The sequence below is a fragment of the Streptomyces sp. NPDC096040 genome (assembly GCF_040303265.1).
GTDB lineage: Bacteria > Actinomycetota > Actinomycetes > Streptomycetales > Streptomycetaceae > Streptomyces.
Map to the genome: position 1 here is coordinate 124,158 of NZ_JBEOTA010000023.1, position 20,983 is coordinate 145,140.

The window sequence follows — 20,983 nt, forward strand, 5'->3', positions numbered from 1 at the left end:
CCAATCAGGGGATGCGCCGGGGGAGTGACCCGGCGCTCAGACGGCGGCCGCCGGTTCCGCCTCCGCCGCGGGCTGCTCCTTCGCGGCCTCCTCACGGGCGCGGGCCTCACGGCGGACCAGCACGTACCAGCCGTAGGGGACACCCGCGGCGAACAGCCACCACTGGATCATGTACGCGTAGTTCAGCGGGGCGTCTTCCTTGCCCGGGTCGGAGATCTGTTCCGGCGTGGCGCCCTTGGGCTCGGGCGCGGTCTGCTGGATGTAGCCGCCCAGCACCTGCTTGCCGAGCCGGCGCGCCTGCTCCTCGCTGTTGATCAGCATGATCTGCCGGGCGGGCAGCCCCTTGATGTCCTTGATGCCGCTCGCCGCGGTGGTCTCGTCGGGCATCAGCCGGCCCTGGATGGTGACCTGGCCGCCCGGCGGGGCCGGGACCTTGGGGAACGCGGTCTGGCTCGGGCCGTCCGAGGAGATCCAGCCCCGGTTGACCAGCAGCACCTTGCCGTCGGCCAGCACGAAGGGGGTGAGGACGTGGTAGCCGACCTCGTCGTCGGAGTTGGTGCGGCGGCGGACGACGACCTCGTCGGCGGTGTCGAAGGTCCCGGTCGCGGTGACGGTGTGGTACCGCTCCTTGCGGGTCACCCCGTGCCCCGGCTCGGTCACCTGCTCCACCGGCACCGGCTTGGCGTTGAGCGCCTCGGCCACCAGTGCGTTACGGGCGCTGCGCTCCTCGTACCGGTGCTTCTGCCAGAACCCAAGCCGGATCATCGTGGGGATGAGGAGCAGCGAGATCAGGGTGAGGATCACCCACTGCCGGGACAACAGGAAGCGGTACACCCCACGACCGTACAACCCGGTCGTGGGGCGCGATCGGGCGGGTACCGGATCGGTACGGGTCGGTGCCCGGTCAGACGCGGGCGACGCGCGGGCGCGGGCGCCAGTGCCGAGTGCGTGGAGGTGGCGTACTCCCGTCCCTTGTCCCTCCCCCGTGCCTGCTTCAGGCGCCATCACGGCGTGGTCGGCGGAGCACTGTCGGCTTGCGAGGGTCAGCCCGGGCACTGACGATGTGGCTTATGACTCGTTGCGAAGTGTGTGGGAACGATTACGAGCTGGCGTTCACCGTCGAGACCCGGGACGGGGCACGCCATGTCTTCGATTCGTTCGCTTGTGCGATTCACCGTATGGCCCCGATCTGTGAGCACTGCCGGGTGCAGATCATCGGCCAGGGTGTCGAGGTCGAGGGTCACTGGTACTGCGGCGCTCACTGCTCGCGCGCGGAGGGCAAGGTCGGCATTGTGGGCAAGGTTGGCTCCGCCGCATAGCCGGGACCGTTGCCCTGGACCGCGTTCCGCGAAGTGCTGTAGGGAATCCCGCCTCGCTAGGACGCTTCGCGGTCTGCCGCCGGCGCAGGCACCGGAGCGATCCGCTTACCGGAACAACGCCGACGGTGGAACTCGACGGCGAACTCCGCGACGGCGCCTGGGCCGCCGAACTGGCCGGAGACTGCCCGACCGGCCGGCCCTGGTCACGCGACTGATCGTACGCAAGGAACGACCGCCCCCAGTGCCCGGTTGCGCTTCACCGACGCCGACGGCATGCGCTTGACCTGCTGCGCCACCAACACCGCGGGCGAGGCGAGCGCCACCCTCGAACTGCGCCACCGCGTGCGGCGCGGATGCGGTCCTTGGCACGGGCCCTCGCCACGGGCCTGCGCAACCTCCCCCTCCTGAACACCGCCGCAGAACTCTCCGCCGCCGCCCAGCTGGAACCCGGCGCACACCGCGACAACCGGGCTACGGGAAGGCCTACCCCGCGGGGACGACCATCCCCGTGCGCGGCGATTTCGACATTCCAGCCGACGACTGCAATCTTCAATCTCGTTCGGCTCTCGATGGACGGCCACTATCCCGATATGACACTCCCTATCGCACCGCGCAGCCCCCACGCCGGCATCAACTCGGTCCTGCACACGACCCACCGGCAGAACTGGTTCACGCCTGGAACTCGGTGAGATCGATGGTGTGAACGTGCAGCGGATAGCCGTACACCGGGTGCACCGTCTCTCGCTCCGGCACCATGCCGAGCTTGCGGATGACGTTCTCGGAGGCGTCGTCACCCATTCGGCTGATGCTGATGACGCGGTCGAGGCCGCGGTCCTGGAGCGCGAACTCCAGCGTGGCGTGGGCGGCTTCGGATGCGTATCCCTGACCCCAGAACTGTGAGCCGAGCCGCCAGCTGATCGCCACGGCGGGCAGTACCTCCGGCAGGAACTCGGGCACCGAAAGACCCGTGAAACCGGCCAGCTCACCCGAAGCGAGCAGCTCGACAGCAAAGAGCCCGAAGCCTTCCTCGTCCCACTCCTCCTCCCACCGCTCGATGGCCTCTGCCGTGTCGTCCAGATCGCGCACCGAGCCGTCGTCGATCCAGCGCATGACCTGTGGGTCCGCGTTGATGTCCGCCATCGGCGGGAGGTCGTCGTCATGCCAGCGACGGAGGAGGAGGCGGGGTGTACGGATCTCGGTCATGGCGCTCATCCTGCCGAATGCAACGGCCTCGTCGGTAATCGGCGCTTCCGGTGCTGCCGCTCCGGGAGACAAGGCACCAGGCCGCCCGCACTACGCAGCGTGACGGGTGAATCACCAGGGCTCGGCGGGGTGAAGTCCGGGGACCTCGACGGTGTCGATGTCTCCGTGGTGCTCCGCTGGTGGGAGCGGGACGGTTCCGGCGGTCGTAGGGGTGACCGCAGTGGCATGGGTTCGGTCAGGGGGCGGGTGCTTCCGCCGTTGACGGCGCGGTGGCGGTCGCCTCCCCGGGGCGACCAAGGATCGCAACTCCGAGTTCGCGTCCAGCAGGCCCCGACAGCCATTTCGCCACGCGCCTCACGGTGGGCGGCCGTCTCCGCGCGGGCGAGCGGGCGCCGGGCGAGTCGCACGGCAATCACCCGTCCGTACGGCTTCGCGGCGGGGTCACTTCTGCGACGCCGGCGCCACGTCCCGCAGCAGCTGCCCGAAGGCCGCCTCGTCGACGACCGGCGTGCCGAACTGGCGCGCCTTGAGCACCTTCGAGGTGCCCGAGTCCGGGTCGTTGGTGACGAGCAGGCTGGTGAGCCGCGAGATGCTCGTCGACACATGCAGACCGGCCTCGGCGGCCCGGTCCTCCAGAAGCTCCCGCTCGATCGATGTGTCCCCGGAGAACGCCACCCGCATGCCCTGCTTGAGCGGCTTGCCGTCCTCGTACCGCCCCGGGTTCGGATACGGGCAGGCCGGCCGCTTGCGTGACGGACGCCAGCCGTTCGGCCGGTAACCGCCGTGGCCGCCGCTCGCCTGGTGCCCGATCCGGGGCGTCTCCGACCACTCCGTCAGCGGCCGGCACTCGAGGAGCGGCAGCCGTACGTTGCCCGCCGCCGCGGCCCGCAGACTGGGCCGGAACGCCTCCGCCAGTACGCGCGCGTCGTCCAGCGCGTGGTGCGCCCGCCGCTGTACGACACCGAAGTGCGCGGCCAGGGTCTCCAGCTTGTGGTTGGGCAGCGGCAGTCCCAGCTCCTTGGAGAGCGCGATCGTGCACAGCCGCTGCCTCACCGGGGCCGCGCTCTTCGCGCGCGCGTACTCGCGCGCGATCATCTGCCAGTCGAAGACCGCGTTGTGCGCGACCAGCACCCGGCCGTCGAGCCGGGCCGCGAACTCCTCGGCGATGTCGGTGAAGAGCGGCGCCCCTTCGAGGGTCTCGCTCGTCAGACCGTGGATCCACACCGGACCCGGGTCGCGCTCGGGATTGACCAGCGTGTACCAGTGGTCCTCGACCTCGCCGCGCCCGTCCAGCCGGTAGACGGCCGCGGAGATTATCCGGTCGTCCCGGGCCAGTCCGGTGGTCTCCACGTCGACGACCGCATACCCCTGGGGATACGCGGCCGGCCACGGGGTGCCGGGGGACACTGCGGTCGTCAGGTCTTCGAGCATGGTCATTGAGGATACGGGCCCCGACCGACAGTCCGGTCCGTCAGGTCACCCGCCGCCACCACCCGTTCGCATGTCCTGATTGCCCTTCGCGCGGCTATGGACCTTTTCGCCGCCCGGTGCGACCGTGCACCCGCCCGCCGCTGACGCGGCGCCGACTCAGCGGCAGCGCGGCGGGCGGACGGCCGACGGAAGGGCGAGGGAAGGCGGTACGGCGGATGGCACGCGTACGGTACGGCGCTCGGACCGAGGCGGAGATCGCGGCCGCGCATACCACGAAGATTCCGGACGTGTGGTCCACCGGCGTGGTGGCCGTCTGGGAGACCGACCCGGACTCGGTCGCCGCGGTGCTGCCGCCGCCGCTCAAGCCCACCGGCCGCCCCGTGGTCCGCGTCAACATCAGCCAGGTCCAGCTGCCCGGATACCCGCTGGGCGCGGGCTCGTTCGCGGTCGCCGCCGCGCACGGCACGGTCGAGGGCTGGTATCCGCTGGTGATGCCGATGACTCATGAGCGCGCCCTCACCGGCGGCCGTGAGGTCTTCGGTGAGCCCAAGAAGCTCGGCGAGGTGACCGTCGAGCGCGAGGGCGGCCTCGTGCGCGCGGCGCTGGCCCGGCACGGTGTCGTCTTCGTGGAGGTGCGCGGCACGGTCGACAGCCCGCTGCCGCTGCCCGAGCCCGCGCCGAAGACCGACTTCTACTTCAAGTTCCTTCCGGCGGTGGATGGTTCGGGCTTCGACGGCGACCCGCTGCTGGTGCACTGCGTCCGCGAGGAGAAGGTCCGCCGACTGGAACGGGTGACGGGGGAGGTCATCCTCCGTGAGTCGGCGTACGACCCGGTCGCCGACCTGCCGGTGCTGCGCCTGCTGGACATCACCCTCGGCGAGAAGACCAGCGACCAGCGCGGCCGGATCGCCGAACGCGTCGATCCCCAGGCCTTGTTGCCGTACGTCCACCAGCGCTACGACGACCCGCGCCAGATGGTCGACGCGCCCCCGGAAGGGAGCGAGGCCTGATGGAACTGCGTGCCGGACAGGTCGCCGTGGTCACCGGCGCGGCGAGCGGGATCGGACTCGCGATGACCCGGCGGTTCGCCGCCGAGGGCCTGAAGGTGGTCCTCGCCGACGTGGAGCCGGCCGCCCTGGACAAGGCCGCGGCTGACCTCCGCGCGGAGGGCGCCGACGTGCACACGCGCGTGGTCGACGTCGGCGTGCGCGAACAGGTCCTGGAACTCGCCGAGTCGGCCTACGACACGTACGGCGCGGTGCACGTCCTGTGCAACAACGCCGGGGTCGGCTCGGGCGCCGAGGGCCGTATGTGGGAGCACGAACCGAACGACTGGAAGTGGGCGTTCGAGGTCAATGTGTGGGGTGTCTTCCACGGTGTACAGGCATTCCTGCCGAGGATGATCAAGTCGGGTCAACCCGGTCATGTGGTCAATACATCCTCCGGTGACGGCGGTATCGCGCCGCTGCCGACGGCCTCCGTGTACGCCGTCACCAAGGCGGCCGTGGTCACGCTCACCGAGTCGCTGTACGCCCATCTCAGGGCGGAGCACGCGCGTGTGGGCGCCTCGGTGCTCTTCCCGGGGCCGCACATGCTGCGTACGGGCCTGTGGGAGTCGCACCGCAACCGGCCCGAGCGCTACGCCAAGCAGCGGCCGCGCAGGACCCCGTACCGCAGCCTCGACCAGTGGGAGGCGGCGATGCGCGCGGCGGGCAAGGAGGCCGCCTTCACGCCCGTCGAGGAGGTCGCGGAGTTCGTCGTGGCCGGCATCCGCGCGGACCGCTTCTGGCTGCTGCCGGAGAGCGAGCGCAGCGACGCCCAGATCCGGGCGAGGGCGCGCTCGATGCTGGACCGGGCGAACCCGTCGTACCTCGAAAGCTTCATCCTGGACTGACAGGGGGCTGTCGTGACGTCGTTTGACGACCCGTATCTGATCATCTCCTCCGACTGCCACGCCGGGCTGCCCACCGAGGAGTACCGGCCCTATCTGGACGCCCGGTTCCACCGGGACTTCGACGAGTTCCTCGCCGGGCGGGACCGCCGCCGGGAGGAGATGACCCGGCTCGGCATCCGCAACGAGGCGTTCGCGAGCAAGTGGTTCCAGGACAACGAGGAGGGTCTGCGCGGGGGCTGGGACAGCGCGCAGCGCCTGAAGGAGCTGGACGGCGACGGGGTGGCCGCGGAGGTGGTCTTCCCGGACGCGGACGCGGTCGACAGCCGGACGGCCGCGCCCTTCGGGGTGGGCCTCGGCCTGTCCGGAGACCACGACCCGGAGCTGGGCATGGCCGGCGCCCGGGCCCACAACCGCTGGCTGGCCGACTTCGTCTCCGAACACCCCGAACGGCACTGCGGGGTAGCCCTGTTGCCGGTCACGGCCCCGGTGGACCGCGTCGTCGCCGAGGTGCACCGCGCGAAGGAGACCGGCCTCGGGGCGCTGATGATCCCCGCAATGTGGGTCGACAGGGAGCCGTACCACGACCGCCGTTACGACCCCGTGTGGGCGGCGGCCGCCGACTGCGGGATGCCGGTCCTCACCCACTCCGGAGCCGCGCCGCGCCACGAGTACGGTGACCATCTCGGCATCTACGTCAGCGAGGTGACCTGGTGGCCGGCCCGGCCGCTGTGGTTCCTGCTCTGGTCGGGGGTCTTCGAACGCCACCCCGGGCTCAGGTTCGGCGTGGCGGAGTCGGGCTGCTGGTGGCTGCCGAACCTGCTCTGGTTCATGGACCGCCTCTACCTCGGCGCGCACGGCGGCAAGAAGCTGTCCCCCTTCGAGGAGCTGAAGCGCCCGCCGCACGAGTACCTGGACCGGCAGGTCTTCGTCTGCGCCACCAACACCAAACGCCGTGAACTCGCCCAGCGCTACGAGATCGGTGTCGACAACATCCTCTGGGGCAGCGACTTCCCGCACCCGGAAGGCACCTGGCCCGACACGCGCGCGTGGCTGCGCCGCACCTTCCACGACATCCCGGTGGCCGAGACCCGCCGGATGCTCGGCCTGGCGGCGGCCGAGGTCTTCGGCTTCGACGTGGCGCGCCTGACGCCACTGGCCCGCCGTATCGGCCCCACCCCCGCCGACCTGGGCCAGCCGGCCGACCAGACGGCCGTGGAGGCCTCCTGGGCGCGTTCGCGCGAGGTGGGCCGGCACTGGCTGACGGACAACGACTTCCCGGTTCTGGGGGTGACACGGTGAACGACCGCTACACGGTGATCTCGGCCGACTGCCACGCGGGCGCGGACCTCCTCGACTACAAGCCATACCTGGAGAAGCGCTACCACGACGACTTCGACGTCTGGGCGGCGACGTACGTCAACCCGTACGAGGACCTGCTCTCCGACTCGGCCGACCGGAACTGGAACTCCGCGCGGCGGCTCGCGGAACTGGAGCAGGACGGGATCGTCGCTGAGGTGATCTTCCCGAACACCATTCCGCCGTTCTTCCCGTCCGGCTCCCTGATGGCCCCGGCGCCCACGGGTGCGGAGATCGAGCTGCGCTGGGCGGGCCTGCGCGCCCACAACCGCTGGCTGGCCGACTTCTGCGCCGCCGCGCCGGGCCGCCGGGCGGGCGTCTTCCAGATCCTCCTGAACGACGTCGACGAGGCCGTCAAGGAGATCCGCCGGGCGGCGGACGCGGGCCTGAAGGGCGGCCTCATGCTGCCCGGCACGCCACCGAGCTCGGGCCTGCCCGAACTGCACGCGCGCGTGTACGACCCGATCTGGGCCCTCTGCGCGGAACTCGGCGTCCCCGTCAACCACCACGCGGGCTCGGCATCCCCGCCGCTCGGCGACGAACCGGCCGCCCGCGCGGTCTTCATGGTCGAGACGACCTGGTTCTCGCACCGGGCGCTGTGGCACCTCGTCTTCGGCGGCGCCTTCCGCCGCCACCCTGACCTGAAACTGGTCCTGACCGAACAGGGCTCCGGCTGGATCCCCGGGGTCCTGGCCATGCTGGACTACTACCACGGCCGTCTGCTGGCCGCGGCCACGACGGCGACGACCGCGGAGGCGAAGTTCGGGGCGGGGCTGGCGGAGGGCATGGGCAAGTCGCCGTCCGAGGTGTGGCGTTCCAACTGCTTCGTCGGCGCCAGCTTCATGCGCCCGCACGAGGTGCCGCTGCGCGACCGCATCGGCCTGGACAAGATCATGTGGGGCAGCGACTACCCGCACGACGAGGGGACGTACCCCTACACCCGTGAGGGCCTGCGCTTCGCCTACGCGGGCGTCCCGCGCGAGGAGATCGCGGCGATGCTCGGCGGCAACGCGGCCCGCGTGTACGGCTTCGACCTGGACCTCCTGGACCCGATCGCGGCCAAGGTGGGGCCGACGGTGGCGGAGATCGCGGAGCCGCTGCGGGAGCCGCCGGCGGACGCCACGAGTCCGGTGTTCGCACGGGGGGCCTCGGTACGGGTCTGGTGACGTCGGTACTCGGCTCACAGGGGCCGGGGTGCGATCCTCCCTGCTGTGATGGAACCAACGCACGACAACGAGGCCCACAGGGGAGCGCTCGGCTCCCGGCTGAACTGGCTGCGGGCAGCCGTACTGGGCGCGAACGACGGCATCGTGTCGACGGCGGGCATCGTCGTCGGCGTCGCGGGCGCCACCGACGACCGGGGCGCCCTGCTGACAGCGGGCCTGGCGGGGCTGCTCGCCGGATCGATGTCGATGGCGGCGGGGGAGTACGTGTCGGTGTCCACCCAACGCGACTCGGAACTGGCCGCCCTTGCGATGGAGAAACGGGAGCTGAAGGAGCAGCCCGAGGAGGAACTGGAGGAGTTGACCGAACTGCTGGAGCGGCGCGGGCTGTCCCGGGAGGTGGCGCGGGAGGCGGCGGTCCAGCTCACCGAGCGGGACGCGCTGAGGGCCCACGCGAGCGTGGAGCTGGGCATCGACCCCGACGAACTGACGAACCCGTGGAACGCGGCACTGGCGAGCTGCCTGTCGTTCACGGTCGGGGCGCTGCTGCCCCTGCTGGCGATCGTGCTGCCACCTGCTGACTGGCGGCTTCCGGTGACCGTGGGGTCGGTGCTGGCCGCGCTCGTCCTGACGGGATGGAGCAGCGCACGGCTGGGGACGGCGGCGGTGGGTCCGGCGATGGTACGGAACATGGTGGGCGGCGCGCTGGCCATGGGCGTGACCTATGCGGCGGGCAGCCTGCTGGGGGCGGTGGGGGTCTAGCGGCGTCCGGCCGTTGGCGGAGATCGCCAACAAGCAAGCGCATACCGCCGGTAATACTTGTGGGTAACAACGTCTAGCCGCAGCCGACCAGCGGCTCTACGGTGCCCCCATGCCGAACCTGCCCGATGTCGTGCTGTGGTCGATACCCGCCTTCGTGCTGCTCACCGTGATCGAGGTGATCAGCTACCGCATCCATCCCGACGACGACGCCGGCGGGTACGAGGCCAAGGACGCGGCCACCAGCGTCGGCATGGGGCTCGGGTCCCTCGTCTTCGACTTCGTCTGGAAGATCCCGATCGTCGCGATCTACACGGCGATATACGAACTCACCCCGCTGCGTGTCCCCGTCCTGTGGTGGACGGTCCCGCTGATGCTGTTCGCGCAGGACTTCCTCTACTACTGGTCCCACCGCGGCCACCATGTCATCCGCATCCTGTGGGCCTGCCACGTCGTCCACCACTCCAGCAAGAAGTTCAACCTCACCACCGCGCTGCGCCAGCCCTGGACCTCGCTGACGGTCTGGCCGTTCTACGTCCCGCTCGTCGCCGTCGGTGTGCACCCGGCCGCGCTCGCCTTCTGCTCCTCCGCGAACCTCGTCTACCAGTTCTGGATCCACACCGAGCGCATCGACAAGATGCCCCGGTGGTTCGAGTTCGTGTTCAACACCCCGTCCCACCACCGCGTGCACCACGCCTCCCAGGGCGGCTACCTGGACCGCAACTTCGGCGGGATCCTGATCATCTGGGACCGGTTGTTCGGGTCGTGGGTGCCGGAGGTCGAGCGGCCTGTGTACGGGTTGACCAAGAACATCGACACGTTCAACCCGATCAAGGTGGCCACTCACGAGTACCTGGCCATCGGCAGGGACCTGAAGGCCGCGCGCAGCTGGCGGGAGCGGGCCGGGCGGCTGTTCCGGGGGCCGGGCTGGGCGCCGGCGGCCGCCGTGGAGCAGGCCGAGGAGTCCGTGGCCGCGTGAGAGCGTCCCGGGCGCTGCTCGCCGCCTTCGCCCTCGCCGTCGTCCTCGACCTCGGCTGCCTCGCCGTCGGCCCCCACTCCGGGCACGTGGTGGCCAAGGTGCTCCTGATGCCCCTGCTCGCCGCCTGGGCCGCCCGCGCGGGCGGCCCGCGGCTGCTGGTCGCCGCCCTGCTGTGCGGCTGGGGCGGCGATGTACTGCTGCTCTCCGACGCCGACCCCGCCTTCATGGCGGGTATGGCCTGCTTCGCCGCCGGGCACGTCTGCTACCTCGTCCTCTTCCGCCGCCACGGACCGCCACGCGCGCGTGCGGGTCTGTTCGCCCTCGGGTACGCCGCCGCCCTCGTCGCCCTGGTCGTCCTGCTGTGGCCGGACCTGCCCGCAGGACTCCGCGTCCCCGTCGCCGGCTACAGCACCCTCCTCACCGCCATGGCGTACACGGCGGCCACCCGGCTCGGCCCGGTCGCCGGGCTCGGCGGTGCGCTCTTCATGCTCTCCGACACGCTCATCGCGACCGGTGTCGCCGACTGGCCGCAGCTGCCGAGACCCGACTTCTGGATCATGCTCACCTATGCGGGCGCACAGTTCCTGCTGGTCCGGGGCACCCTCGACGCACGACCCGCGCCGGCGGCGGCGTACCGTGAAGTGCGCCCGGCCACCCCCTGAGCGCACCCACGACACCGCACGAGAAGGATCCTCGCCATGCGCGCCACCACCATCCACGCCCCGTACGACATGCGCGTGGAGGACGTGCCCGAGCCGGTGGTGCAGCTGCCCACCGACGCCGTCGTACGCGTGCTGCGCGCCTGTATCTGTGGCAGCGACCTGTGGGCCTACCGGGGCGAGGCGGCCCGGCAGCCGGGGCAGCGCATCGGTCACGAGTTCCTGGGTGTCGTCGAGGAGACCGGCTCCGACGTGGGCACCGTACGCCGCGGCGACCTGGTGGTGGCCCCCTTCATGTGGTCCGACGGCGTCTGCGACTACTGCCGTGAGGGACTGACGACGTCCTGCGAGCACGGCGGTTTCTGGGGCTCGGTGGGGTACGACGGCGGCCAGGGCGAGGCCGTGCGCGTCCCCTTCGCCGACGGGACCCTGGTCCAGCTGCCCAAGGACGCGGCCTCCGACGGCCATCTGCTGTCCGCCCTGCTGACTCTGTCCGACGTGCTCGGCACCGGTCATCACGCGGCCCTCGGCGCGGGCGCCCGTCCCGGTGCCACGGTCGCCGTCGTCGGGGACGGCGCGGTCGGCCTGTGCGCCGTGCTGGCCGCCAAGCGGCTGGGCGCCGAGCGGATCATCGCACTGGGCCGGCACGAGGTCCGTACCGACATCGCGCGCCGCTTCGGCGCCACCGACGTCGTCGCCGAGCGCGGGGACGCGGCCGTGGCGGCCGTACGCGAACTCACCCGGGGGCAGGGTGCGCACTCCGTCGTGGAGGCCGTGGGCACCGAGCAGTCCATGCGGACGGCCGTCGAGATCACCCGGGACGGCGGCGCGATCGGCTTCGTGGGTGTCCCGCACGGCAGTGGCACCGGCCTGGACCTCAGTGTCATGTTCGACCGGAACATCGCCCTGCGCGGCGGTGTCGCCCCGGTCCGCGCGTACATCCCCGACCTGCTGCCCGACGTCCTCGCCGGCACGATCGACCCCTCGCCGGTCTTCGACCTGACCGTCGGCATCGAGGGCGTGCCCGACGGCTACAAGGCGATGGACGAGCGCACCGCCCTCAAGGTGCTCGTCACCAACGGCCAGCCGACCTGATCAAGTCCATCTGATCGGTACCGGCAGCGCCGTCAGCACTCCCGACACCGCGACCACCACCCCCAGCACGGCCACCTCGGCCCGCGCGGGGACGTACGCGGTGAGCGGGTCGGCCGCCCGGCGCAGCCGGAACCGCGCCCACAGCGCGAGCGCGGCGACGGCGGCGACGAGGACCACCTTGGCCAGCAGGGTGCGCCCGTACGCCGTCGTCGTCAGCTGATCCAGGATCGTGCCCGCGGGCATCCGCCGCAGCGAACTCCACACGCCCGTCGCGGTGATGGCGGCCAGCAGTACGGCGGCCACGCGCGCGTAGAGGCCGAGCAGCGCCGCCCCGGCCGCCCGGCCCTGCCACCGCCGCAGCAGGCGCAGCGCGTGCAGCAGACCGCCCACCCACAGCGTCGCGCACGTCAGATGCACCAGGGTCAGCGCCGAGCCGAGCAACGGGCTGTGCTCGGGCGCAGGGTGGGCGCGCAGCGCCTCGGCGGCGGCCACCGCGGCCAGCGGCCACACCTGGATCGCCGGGCGCCGCGAGCGGGCGCAAAGGCCGGCCAGCAGAAAGGCGTTGACCTCGATCAGCGCCAACTCGCCGTCACGCGACTGGTACAGGCCGCCCACGTCGATGTCGGCGAGACCGCGCGGCACCAGGTTGCCCGTCGACACGACCGACGCGAGCCCCAGCGCGGCGACGAAACCGGCGGCGGCCGCGAACACCGCCCAGCTGGACGGCCGTTCGGGCGGCGCGTCCGGCAGCCGACGGGTCAGCCGGTCCACGAACAGCTCGCCCAACGGCACGCACAGGGCGGCGAACAGCACCCCCCGCAGCAAGGCGATGCCGCCCACCCCCGGCGCCGCGGCCTCCCCGGTGTCGTGCAACGCGGCGGACGGCCCGAGCAGCGGCACCAGCGCGGCCAGCGCCACCAGGCCCAGGACGGCGACGGCCCGGCCGGTACCGGGGCGTCTCGCGGGGCCGCTCGCGTCGGCCGCTTCGGTGGTCGGTCGTGTCGCCGTCACCCCACGATCTTCACCAGTCACGACAGAACCGGGCAAGTAGCGGAAAGCAACTGACGGAGTGTCATTCCGTCTATTCGTACGTTTCCGGCCGGGCGGCCGGTGCCGTCATGCCCACTTGGCCGGATCCGACCCCCACGGCACCGGGGGCCGCGCCCAGTCGGCCGGGCCGCCCGCGAAGGACACCGGCGACCGTGCGTACCGCAGCCGCCCCAGCGCGCTGTCCGTCTCGGCGAGCCAGGCGTCCGGCCCCTCGTACGGCTCACCGCCCTCGGGCCCCGCCTCCGTCTCCGCCGTCAGCCACCGCGCGGTGCGCGCCAGCGCCAGCCGTACGAACCTGCTCCCGCCGTCGTAGGACTGCTCGGTCAGCGCTCGCAGCACGCCGGCCGCCAGCAGATACCCCGTGCCGTGGTCGAGCGCCTGCGCGGGCAGCGCACCCGGCCGTTCCGCCGAGCCCTCGGCCTTCGCGATGCCGGTGGCGACCTGCACCAGGCTGTCGAAGCCGCGCCGCCCGCCCCACGGCCCGTACCCGCCCCAGGCGGACACCTGGGCCACGACCAGCCCCGGCCGCCGTTCGGCCAGCGCCTCGGGGGAGAGCCCGAACCGGTCCAGGGCGCCCGGCCGGTACCCGGTGACCACGACGTCCGCCGAGGCCAGCAACTCCTCGAAGGCCGCCCGGTCGGTCGTGAGGTCGAGCGTCGCCGAGCGCTTCCCGAAGCCCGTGTCGGCGTGCTGGTCGGGGAGTTCCGGCAGCCAGGGCGCGTCCAGGCGCAGGACGTCCGCGCCCAGCAGCGCCAGGGTGCGGGTGGCGACCGGGCCGGCCAGGACCCGGGTCAGGTCCAGGACGCGCAGACCGGCGGCGGGCAGCAGGGGAGAGACGTCGGCGTCGAGCGGCGGGAGCACGCGCGCGTGGGCCGCGTCCAGGCGGCCTCGCTCGACGAGGGGGCGCGCGGCCACCTCGAGCCCCTGCTCGTGCGCGGCCCACTCCTCGGGTGAGCGCAGTGCCACGGCGAGCCCGCCGGCGCCGTAGACCGCGTCCTCCACCTCCAGCGCGGGGCGCCCGGCGATCCGGGCCCCGGCTTCCTCCGCCGAGGCGCCATCCGGCAGTCCCAGCGCGGCCAGCAGCCGGGCCCGGTGGTGCGGGTAGTTGGCGTGGGTGCGCACCCACCCGTCGGCCGCGCGCCAGAACCGGGACAGCGGGGCGAACGGCACCGGCGCCCGCCCGTCGACCAGCAACTGCCGCTCGCTGGTGAACGCGGTCGCCACGGCCCCGTCGTCCACCAGGACCGTGGGCACCTCCGCCGTACCGATGCGGCGCGCCCCCAGCTCGGCTGCGGCCAGCGCGCACGCGCCGACACACGCGCGGGCGAGCGGTCGTACCGGAAGGTGCGCCTGGAGCGTGCCCGCGCGTGCCACGGTCGTGATCCGCGCGGACAGCGAGGGATCGCCGCCCAGCGCGGACCACGCATACTTGATTGCAGTCATGACTGCACTATGCAGTATTGACTGAATCAATATGTGTGCCTAGTGGGTGACTGCCGCCAATGCGTCCGCCGTGCCCCAGCCGTAGAAACCGTTGTGGTTCTTCGAGCCCTCGCACACCGCGTCGACCTTGCCGTCCCCGTTGATGTCGTACGGGTCGGTGCACGGCGTGGCGGTCGCCTCGGCGTACAGCAGGGCCTTCACCAGGGCGGGGGAGGCATGCGGATGGGTTGACTTGATCAATGCTGCGACGCCGACGACATGCGGGGTCGCCATCGACGTACCCGCCATGTAGCCCCACTTGCCGCCCGGCAGCGGGCCCAGGATCAGGCCGCTGGTCGCCGGGGACGCCGGGGCCTGGTAGGCGGTCGAGTCGCCGCCGGGCGCGGCGATGTCGATGACCCCGAGGCCGTAGTTGGAGAAGGACGACTTGAGGCCCTTGGCTCCGGTGGCCGCGACGGTGACGACGCCCGGCAGCTGGGTCGGTATGTCGTAGCACGTGTGCGGGTCGATCACCCGGTCGCTGGGGGTGCCGTCGTTCGGCGAGACCGGGTCGGTGATCGAGTCGGAGGCCAGGTCGTAGCTTTCGTTGCCGGCCGCCGCCACATTGACGGTGCCCTTCTTCTCCGCGAACCGGGAGGCCCGGGTGATGGCGTCGACGAGCGCCTTCTGGTCCGGGTCGTCGGTGCAGTTGAAGTACCAGGGGTCGGTGTAATAGCTGTTGTTGGTGACGTCGATGTGGTGCTCGGCCGCCCACACGAAACCGCAGACCACGGCCTCCGTGTAGAAGTATCCGCTGGTGGTGGCGACCTTGATGCCCGCCACCTTGACGCCGGGCGCCACGCCGGTGATGCCGATCCCGTTCTTGGCGCCCGCGATCTCACCCGCCACATGCGTGCCGTGCGGGCTCTCGGCGGCGCTGGGCCGCCAGGCGCCGTACGTCGTGTCCGGCTTGCCCGACACGCAGTTGGTGGACTGCGCGGCGGAGAAGTTCGGGGCGATGTCCGGGTGGGTGTCGTCGACCCCGGTGTCGATGACGGCGACGGTGACCTTCGAGCTGCCGAGGGTCCTCTCGTGCGCCTTGTCGGCCTTGATGGCAGGCAGATCCCACTGCAGCGGCTCCAGCGGGTCCTGCCCGTCGGCCGCCTGCGCGTCCGCCTCCGTGACCTGCTCGGAGCTGAGCACCTTGGGCGTCCCGACGTCGGTGGTCGACTGGGCGGGCAGCGGCGCGTTGCGGGTGGCACCGGCCGAGTCCACGCCGGGCACCTTGCGGATGACCTTGGCGAAGTCGGGGTTCGACGAGTGGACGACGATCACGCCGATCTCGTCGTACGCGATCACCACCGAACCGCCGGCCCGGTCGATCGCCCGCTGGACGCGTTGCGAGGTGCCCTGCCCGGGGCGGACGTTGACGACATAGCTGAGGGACGTCGCGTCACTCGCGTCCGAAGCGACCGTGGTCGTGGCCGTGGTGTCGGCGGCGGACGCCGAGACGTTGGGCAGGAACGCGAGGGCCGTGGCCATGGCCATGCCGAGCGGGATGGCGAGCACGCGGCGGTGGCGCGACTGGGGCGCTGTCATGTGGGTGAGCCTCCGGTTCGTTCGCGAAACGAGCATGCCGTGCGGGAAGTCCTGCCGGGAGTGGTCACTTGACCGCGCGGAGCGCGTTCACGACCCCCGAGCCGTAGAAGCCGTTGACGTGTTCTCCGCCCACGCAGGTGGCGTCCACGACGCCGTCGCCGTCCCCGTCGTAGGGGCCCGCCGGGCAGCCCGGGTTGTCCGCCTCGGCCTTCAGCAGGGCCTGGAGCCGGGCCGGGGAGGCGTGCGGGTGGGTCGACTTCAGCAGCGCGGCCACCGCGGCCACGTGCGGGGACGCCATCGAGGTGCCCTGGAGGAAGCCGTACTGGTCGTTCGGCAGCGTGGACAGGATGCGGCCGTTCTGCGACGGCGTGTGCGGGATCTGGTACTTGTCGCCGCCCGGGCCCGCCACGTCGATGACGCCTTGGCCGTAGCTGGAGTAGTAGGCCTTGGCGTTGTCGACGCCGACCGCGCTCACGGTGACCACACCGGGCAGCTGGGTCGGCACGTCGAAGCACTCGTGCGGGTCGACCGTGCGGGTCGTGGCCGTCGAGTCGTCGGGGCTGGAGGTGTCCGTGAGGGCGTTCGCGTCGAGATCGTCGTTCGAGTTGCCCGCCGAGGCCACATTGAGCGTGCCCTTGCTCTGGGCGTACAGCTGCGCCCTGTTGACCGCGTCAACGATGGCACGTTGATCCGGGTCGTCCATGCAGTTGTACAGCCATGGATCAACGTAGTAGCTGTTGTTGGTGATTTCCACGCCGTGGTCGGCGGCGAACACGAAGGCGCAGACGACGCTCTCCGGGTAGAACAGCTGTGTCGAGTCGGGCTGGGCCACGGTGATGCTCGCGACCTTCACGCCCGGTGCCACGCCCGCCACGCCCATGCCGTTGCGGGCGGCGGCTATCTCGCCGGCGACATGCGTGCCGTGGTAGTGGTCGGCGTCCACCGGCCGCCATGCGCCGTACGTCGTGTCCGCCTTGCCGCTCACGCAGTTGGCGGACTGCGCGGCGGAGAAGTTGGGAGCGATGTCCGGGTGCGTGTCGTCGACGCCGGTGTCGATGATGCCGACGGTCACCGACCGGCTCCCGGGGTTGACCGTGGCGGCCTTGTCTGCGCCGATCGTCCGCAGGTCCCACTGGTCGGCCTCGAGTGGCTCCTGGCCGGCCGCCGCCCTCTTCTCGACCTGCGCGGCCTCCGCCTTCGACAGGACCTGCACGGCCCCCTCGTCCGTGGTCCCCGCCGCGCTCAGCGGCGCCGTCCGGGTCGCCCCCGCCGACCGCACCCCGCGCACCGCGCGCATCGTGGGGCCGAACTCACGGTTCGCCGAGTGCACGACGATCACGCCGATCCTGTCGTACGACGCGACGATCGTGCCGCCGTTGCGGGTGATCGCCCGCTGCACCGACTCGATCGTGCGGTGGTCCGTCCTGGTGTTGACGACATAGGCCAGGTTCGGCCCGTCCGCCGCCGGCGTCGCCGAGGCCGACAGCGGTGCCGCAGAAGCCGCCGCCGGCAGCAGGCCGAGCGAGGCGGTCAGCGACAGTACGACCGGTACGGCGAGCGCCGGCCCGCGTCTGGAACGCAGATGAGCCATGGGGTCTCCACATCATCCGGAACATCAACCGAAAACGGCCCGCCCAAGCCGCGCGTGACCGCTTGAGCAGGTACATGACGGGTGGTGCAGGGTGAAGCTATCTCCCGCACTCACCGGCCAGCAATGACCGGAGACGACCCGCGCGCACGACTTCGAAAGAACTCGGGCGAGTTGAACCTGTCCACGCGTGGCGCCGTGACCTTGAGCAGGGAGCCGCAGCAGGATCGAGGCCCCCTGTCGGTATCACTTACGGGAGCCGCTCCATCACTCCGGGTAGGTGATCCAAGTGTCTGTGAGGTCAGAATCCGCATGTCCGTATCGCGAGGAGACTCCGTGGCTACCGAGACACCACCGCCCTCGAACACGCAGACCCGGCTCCCCTCCAGCGAGGAGTTCGCCGAGGTGCAGCAGAGTCCGGAGTTCACCGAACTGCGGCACTCCTACCGCTCCTTCGCCTTTCCGCTGACCGTCGGCTTCATCGCCTGGTACCTGCTGTACGTCCTGCTCTCCAACTACGCGGGCGACTTCATGGGCACCAAGGTCGTCGGCAACATCAACGTGGCCCTGGTCCTCGGCCTCGCCCAGTTCCTCACCACGTTCCTCATCGCCTGGTGGTACGCGCACCACGCCGCCGCCAAGCTCGACCCCAAGGCCGAGGCCATCAAGTCCCGGATGGAGGGCGGCGCATGAGCCCCGCGATCACCATGGCGGCCGGCGAGGCAAGCGAGCACCGGACGCTGATCATCACTCTGTTCGCGGTGATCGTCGCCGCGACCCTCGTCATCACCATCTGGGCCGGCCGCCAGACCAAGGACGCCGCCGACTTCTACGCGGGCGGCCGCCAGTTCACCGGCTTCCAGAACGGCCTCGCCGTCTCCGGCGACTACATGTCCGCCGCGTCCTTCCTCGGCATCGCCGGCGCCATCGCCCTCTTCGGCTACGACGGCTTCCTCTACTCCATCGGCTTCCTGGTCGCCTGGCTCGTCGCCCTCCTCCTGGTCGCCGAGCCACTGCGCAACTCCGGCCGCTACACCATGGGCGACGTGCTGGCGTACCGCATGCGCCAGCGCCCGGTCCGCACCGCGGCCGGCACCTCGACGATCGTCGTGTCGATCTTCTACCTGCTGGCCCAGATGGCGGGAGCGGGCGTCCTCGTCTCCCTCCTCCTCGGCATCACCAGCGACGGCGGCAAGATCGGCATCGTCGCCCTGGTCGGCGTACTGATGATCGTCTACGTCACCATCGGCGGTATGAAGGGCACCACCTGGGTCCAGATGGTCAAGGCCGTGCTGCTCATCCTGGGCGCCCTGCTGCTGACCTTCATGGTCCTGTGGAAGTTCAACTTCAACGTCTCCGACCTGCTCGGCAAGGCCGCCGACAACAGCGGCAAGGGCAGCGCCTTCCTGGAGCCCGGCCTGAAGTACGGCGCCAGCAGCACCAGCAAGCTGGACTTCCTCTCGCTCGGCATCGCCCTGGTCCTGGGCACCGCCGGCCTGCCGCACATCCTGATCCGCTTCTACACCGTGCCCACCGCGAAGGCCGCCCGTAAGTCCGTGCTCTGGGCGATCGGCCTGATCGGCGCCTTCTACCTGATGACCCTCGCCCTCGGCTTCGGCGCGGCCGCGCTGATCAAACCGGACGAGATCATCGCCTCCAACAAGTCGGGCAACACCGCGGCCCCACTGCTCGCCCTCCATCTGGGCGGCGTCGACTCCAACTGGGGCGCGATCCTCCTGGCCACCATCTCGGCGGTCGCCTTCGCGACGATCCTCGCCGTGGTCGCGGGCCTCACCCTGGCCTCGTCCTCGTCCTTCGCGCACGACATCTACGCCAATGTCATCAGGAAGGGCCAGGCCACCGAGAAGCAGGAGATCAACGCGGCCCGCTGGGCCACTGTCGGCATCGGCGCGGTCTCCATCGTCCTCGGCGCCCTGGCCCGCGACCTGAACGTCGCCGGCCTGGTCGCGCTCGCCTTCGCGGTCGCCGCCTCCGCAAACCTGCCGACCATCCTCTACAGCCTCTTCTGGAAGCGGTTCACCACCGCGGGCGCCCTCTGGTCGATCTACGGCGGCCTGGTCACCGCGGTCGGCCTGGTGCTCTTCTCGCCGGTGGTGTCCGGCAAGGAGACCTCGATGTTCCCGGGCGTCGACTTCCACTGGTTCCCACTGGAGAACCCGGGCATCATCTCGATCCCGGTCGGCTTCCTCCTCGGCGTCGTGGGCACCCTGCTGTCCAAGGAGGTCCCGGACACCGCGAAGTACGGGGAACTGGAGGTGCGGTCCCTGACCGGCACCGGAGCTCACTGACCTGCGTACGACTGGCCGCGTCGACGGGATCGTAGGGTCCTACGACGCGGCCGCGTCGTACCTCGTGGCATCGGGGCCCTCGCGATGTCAGCGTTGTCACGTAGGCTCGCTAGTGACGGTAGAGAACTGATCCGTGACGAGGGAGGGGGCCCACGTGCTCATCGATACCTACGGCCGGGTGGCCACCGACCTGAGGGTCTCAGTGACCGACCGGTGCAATCTGCGCTGTACGTACTGCATGCCCGAGGAGGGCCTGCAGTGGCTGGCCAAGCCCGACCTGCTCACCGACGACGAGATCGTCCGCCTGATCGACATCGCCGTCCGCCTGCTGGGCATCGAGGAGGTCCGCTTCACCGGCGGCGAGCCGCTGCTGCGCCCCGGCCTGGTCGGCATCGTGGAGCGGGTGGCGGCGCTGGCCCCCCGCCCCCAGATGTCCCTGACGACCAACGGCATCGGCCTGCGCCGCACCGCGACGGCCCTGAAGACGGCCGGCCTGGACCGGGTCAACGTCTCCCTCGACACCCTCCGCCCGGACGTCTTCAAGACCCTCACCCGCCGCGACCGCCACAAGGACGTCCTCGACGGCCTCCAGGCCGCCCGCGACGCCGACCTCACCCCCGTCAAGGTCAACACGGTCCTGATGCCAGGCCTGAACGAGGACGAGGCCCCCGACCTGCTGGCCTGGGCGGTGGAGCACGACTACGAGCTGCGCTTCATCGAGCAGATGCCGCTGGACGCCCAGCACGGCTGGAAGCGCGACAGCATGGTGACGGCGGGAGACATCCTCGCCTCGCTCCGCACCCGCTTCGACCTCACGCCCGAGGACGCGGACGAGCGCGGGGCGGCCCCGGCGGAGCGCTGGCTGGTGAACGGCGGGCCGTGCCGCGTCGGCGTCATCGCCTCGGTCACCCGCCCGTTCTGCGCGGCCTGCGACCGCACCCGCCTCACGGCCGACGGCCAGATACGCAACTGCCTGTTCGCCAAGGACGAGACAGACCTGCGCGGCGCGCTCCGCTCGGGCGGATCCGACGAGGAGATCGCCCGCATCTGGCGACTGGCGATGTGGGGGAAGAAGGCGGGGGCGGGCCTGGACGACCCGTCGTTCGTACAGCCGGAGAGGCCGATGTCCGCGATCGGAGGCTAGAGCCGCCTACTGG

The 20,983-nt window shown here is 71.2% G+C and carries 19 protein-coding genes and 1 pseudogene; 13 read left to right on the forward strand and 7 right to left on the reverse strand.

Translation table 11 applies throughout. The annotated features are described in order from the left end of the window. Nucleotides 1-36 precede the first annotated feature (36 nt). A complete protein-coding gene (locus tag ABTY98_RS29235; RefSeq protein ID WP_352224017.1) occupies nt 37-834 on the reverse strand; it encodes an SURF1 family cytochrome oxidase biogenesis protein in 798 nt (265 codons plus the stop codon). A 236-nt stretch (nt 835-1,070) separates the two neighbouring features. Between ABTY98_RS29235 and ABTY98_RS29240 the strand changes: the two genes are divergently transcribed. Both ABTY98_RS29240 and ABTY98_RS29245 read left to right on the forward strand, forming a co-directional pair. Further along, nucleotides 1,071-1,319 (forward strand): metallothionein, encoded by a 249-nt coding sequence (locus ABTY98_RS29240; protein WP_352224018.1) that lies wholly within the window; start codon nt 1,071-1,073, stop codon nt 1,317-1,319. A gap of 101 nt (nt 1,320-1,420) precedes the next feature. Beyond that, a pseudogene (locus tag ABTY98_RS29245) lies at nt 1,421-1,735 on the forward strand (IS1380 family transposase); the annotation flags it as partial. Nucleotides 1,736-1,988: 253 nt separating this feature from the next. On the opposite strand, the gene ABTY98_RS29250 reads toward ABTY98_RS29245, so the two are convergent. Together ABTY98_RS29250 and ABTY98_RS29255 are read right to left on the reverse strand one after the other, a co-directional pair. Then, nucleotides 1,989-2,522 (reverse strand): GNAT family N-acetyltransferase, encoded by a 534-nt coding sequence (locus ABTY98_RS29250; protein ID WP_352224019.1) that lies wholly within the window; start codon nt 2,520-2,522, stop codon nt 1,989-1,991. A gap of 441 nt (nt 2,523-2,963) precedes the next feature. After that, nucleotides 2,964-3,953, reverse strand: coding sequence for a DEDDh family exonuclease (locus tag ABTY98_RS29255; RefSeq protein WP_352224020.1), 990 nt, complete (start codon nt 3,951-3,953; stop codon nt 2,964-2,966). A 215-nt stretch (nt 3,954-4,168) separates the two neighbouring features. Between ABTY98_RS29255 and ABTY98_RS29260 the strand changes: the two genes are divergently transcribed. From ABTY98_RS29260 to ABTY98_RS29295, 8 genes are all read left to right on the forward strand, one after another. Next, complete coding sequence (locus ABTY98_RS29260) at nt 4,169-4,963, forward strand: acetoacetate decarboxylase family protein (RefSeq protein ID WP_352224021.1); 795 nt, start codon at nt 4,169-4,171, stop codon at nt 4,961-4,963. After that, entirely contained in the window at nt 4,963-5,847 is an 885-nt protein-coding gene (locus tag ABTY98_RS29265; RefSeq protein ID WP_352224023.1) for an SDR family NAD(P)-dependent oxidoreductase, read from the forward strand. Before ABTY98_RS29260 ends, ABTY98_RS29265 begins: the two co-directional genes overlap by 1 nt. Before the next feature lie 12 nt (nt 5,848-5,859). Continuing rightward, nucleotides 5,860-7,146, forward strand: a complete 1,287-nt coding sequence (locus ABTY98_RS29270) for an amidohydrolase family protein (protein WP_352224024.1) — start codon at nt 5,860-5,862, stop codon at nt 7,144-7,146. Further along, on the forward strand, nt 7,143-8,369 hold the full coding sequence (locus ABTY98_RS29275; RefSeq protein WP_352224025.1) for an amidohydrolase family protein: 1,227 nt from the start codon (nt 7,143-7,145) through the stop codon (nt 8,367-8,369). Before ABTY98_RS29270 ends, ABTY98_RS29275 begins: the two co-directional genes overlap by 4 nt. A 45-nt stretch (nt 8,370-8,414) precedes the next feature. Then, nucleotides 8,415-9,128 (forward strand): VIT1/CCC1 transporter family protein, encoded by a 714-nt coding sequence (locus tag ABTY98_RS29280; protein ID WP_352224026.1) that lies wholly within the window; start codon nt 8,415-8,417, stop codon nt 9,126-9,128. Between the two features lie 109 nt (nt 9,129-9,237). After that, nucleotides 9,238-10,104 (forward strand): sterol desaturase family protein, encoded by an 867-nt coding sequence (locus ABTY98_RS29285; RefSeq protein WP_352224027.1) that lies wholly within the window; start codon nt 9,238-9,240, stop codon nt 10,102-10,104. Beyond that, on the forward strand, nt 10,101-10,766 hold the full coding sequence (locus tag ABTY98_RS29290) for a lysoplasmalogenase (protein ID WP_352224028.1): 666 nt from the start codon (nt 10,101-10,103) through the stop codon (nt 10,764-10,766). The genes ABTY98_RS29285 and ABTY98_RS29290 overlap by 4 nt, the downstream gene beginning before the upstream one ends. A gap of 36 nt (nt 10,767-10,802) precedes the next feature. Next, nucleotides 10,803-11,858, forward strand: a complete 1,056-nt coding sequence (locus ABTY98_RS29295; RefSeq protein WP_352224029.1) for a zinc-dependent alcohol dehydrogenase family protein — start codon at nt 10,803-10,805, stop codon at nt 11,856-11,858. Here the strand turns inward: ABTY98_RS29295 and ABTY98_RS29300 are convergent, their stop codons facing one another. The 4 genes from ABTY98_RS29300 to ABTY98_RS29315 form a co-directional block, all read right to left on the reverse strand. Further along, nucleotides 11,859-12,869, reverse strand: a complete 1,011-nt coding sequence (locus ABTY98_RS29300) for a CopD family protein (RefSeq protein WP_352224031.1) — start codon at nt 12,867-12,869, stop codon at nt 11,859-11,861. 105 nt (nt 12,870-12,974) lie between these two features. Beyond that, on the reverse strand, nt 12,975-14,351 hold the full coding sequence (locus tag ABTY98_RS29305) for a CoA transferase (RefSeq protein WP_352224033.1): 1,377 nt from the start codon (nt 14,349-14,351) through the stop codon (nt 12,975-12,977). A gap of 39 nt (nt 14,352-14,390) precedes the next feature. After that, the gene (locus ABTY98_RS29310; RefSeq protein ID WP_352224034.1) at nt 14,391-15,929 is read right to left on the reverse strand and encodes a S8 family peptidase; all 1,539 of its coding nucleotides are present in this window, start codon (nt 15,927-15,929) and stop codon (nt 14,391-14,393) included. A gap of 64 nt (nt 15,930-15,993) precedes the next feature. After that, nucleotides 15,994-17,520: a S8 family peptidase gene (locus ABTY98_RS29315; protein WP_352224035.1), complete on the reverse strand. Its 1,527-nt coding sequence runs from the start codon at nt 17,518-17,520 to the stop codon at nt 15,994-15,996. Between the two features lie 333 nt (nt 17,521-17,853). Between ABTY98_RS29315 and ABTY98_RS29320 the strand changes: the two genes are divergently transcribed. The 3 genes from ABTY98_RS29320 to moaA all read left to right on the forward strand — a co-directional run bounded on the left by ABTY98_RS29320 (nt 17,854) and on the right by moaA (nt 20,970). Further along, nucleotides 17,854-18,210 (forward strand): DUF485 domain-containing protein, encoded by a 357-nt coding sequence (locus tag ABTY98_RS29320; protein WP_352224036.1) that lies wholly within the window; start codon nt 17,854-17,856, stop codon nt 18,208-18,210. Beyond that, nucleotides 18,207-19,826, forward strand: a complete 1,620-nt coding sequence (locus ABTY98_RS29325; protein ID WP_352224037.1) for a monocarboxylic acid transporter — start codon at nt 18,207-18,209, stop codon at nt 19,824-19,826. The genes ABTY98_RS29320 and ABTY98_RS29325 overlap by 4 nt, the downstream gene beginning before the upstream one ends. Before the next feature lie 154 nt (nt 19,827-19,980). Then, entirely contained in the window at nt 19,981-20,970 is a 990-nt protein-coding gene (moaA, locus tag ABTY98_RS29330; protein ID WP_352224038.1) for a GTP 3',8-cyclase MoaA, read from the forward strand. Nucleotides 20,971-20,983 lie beyond the last annotated feature (13 nt).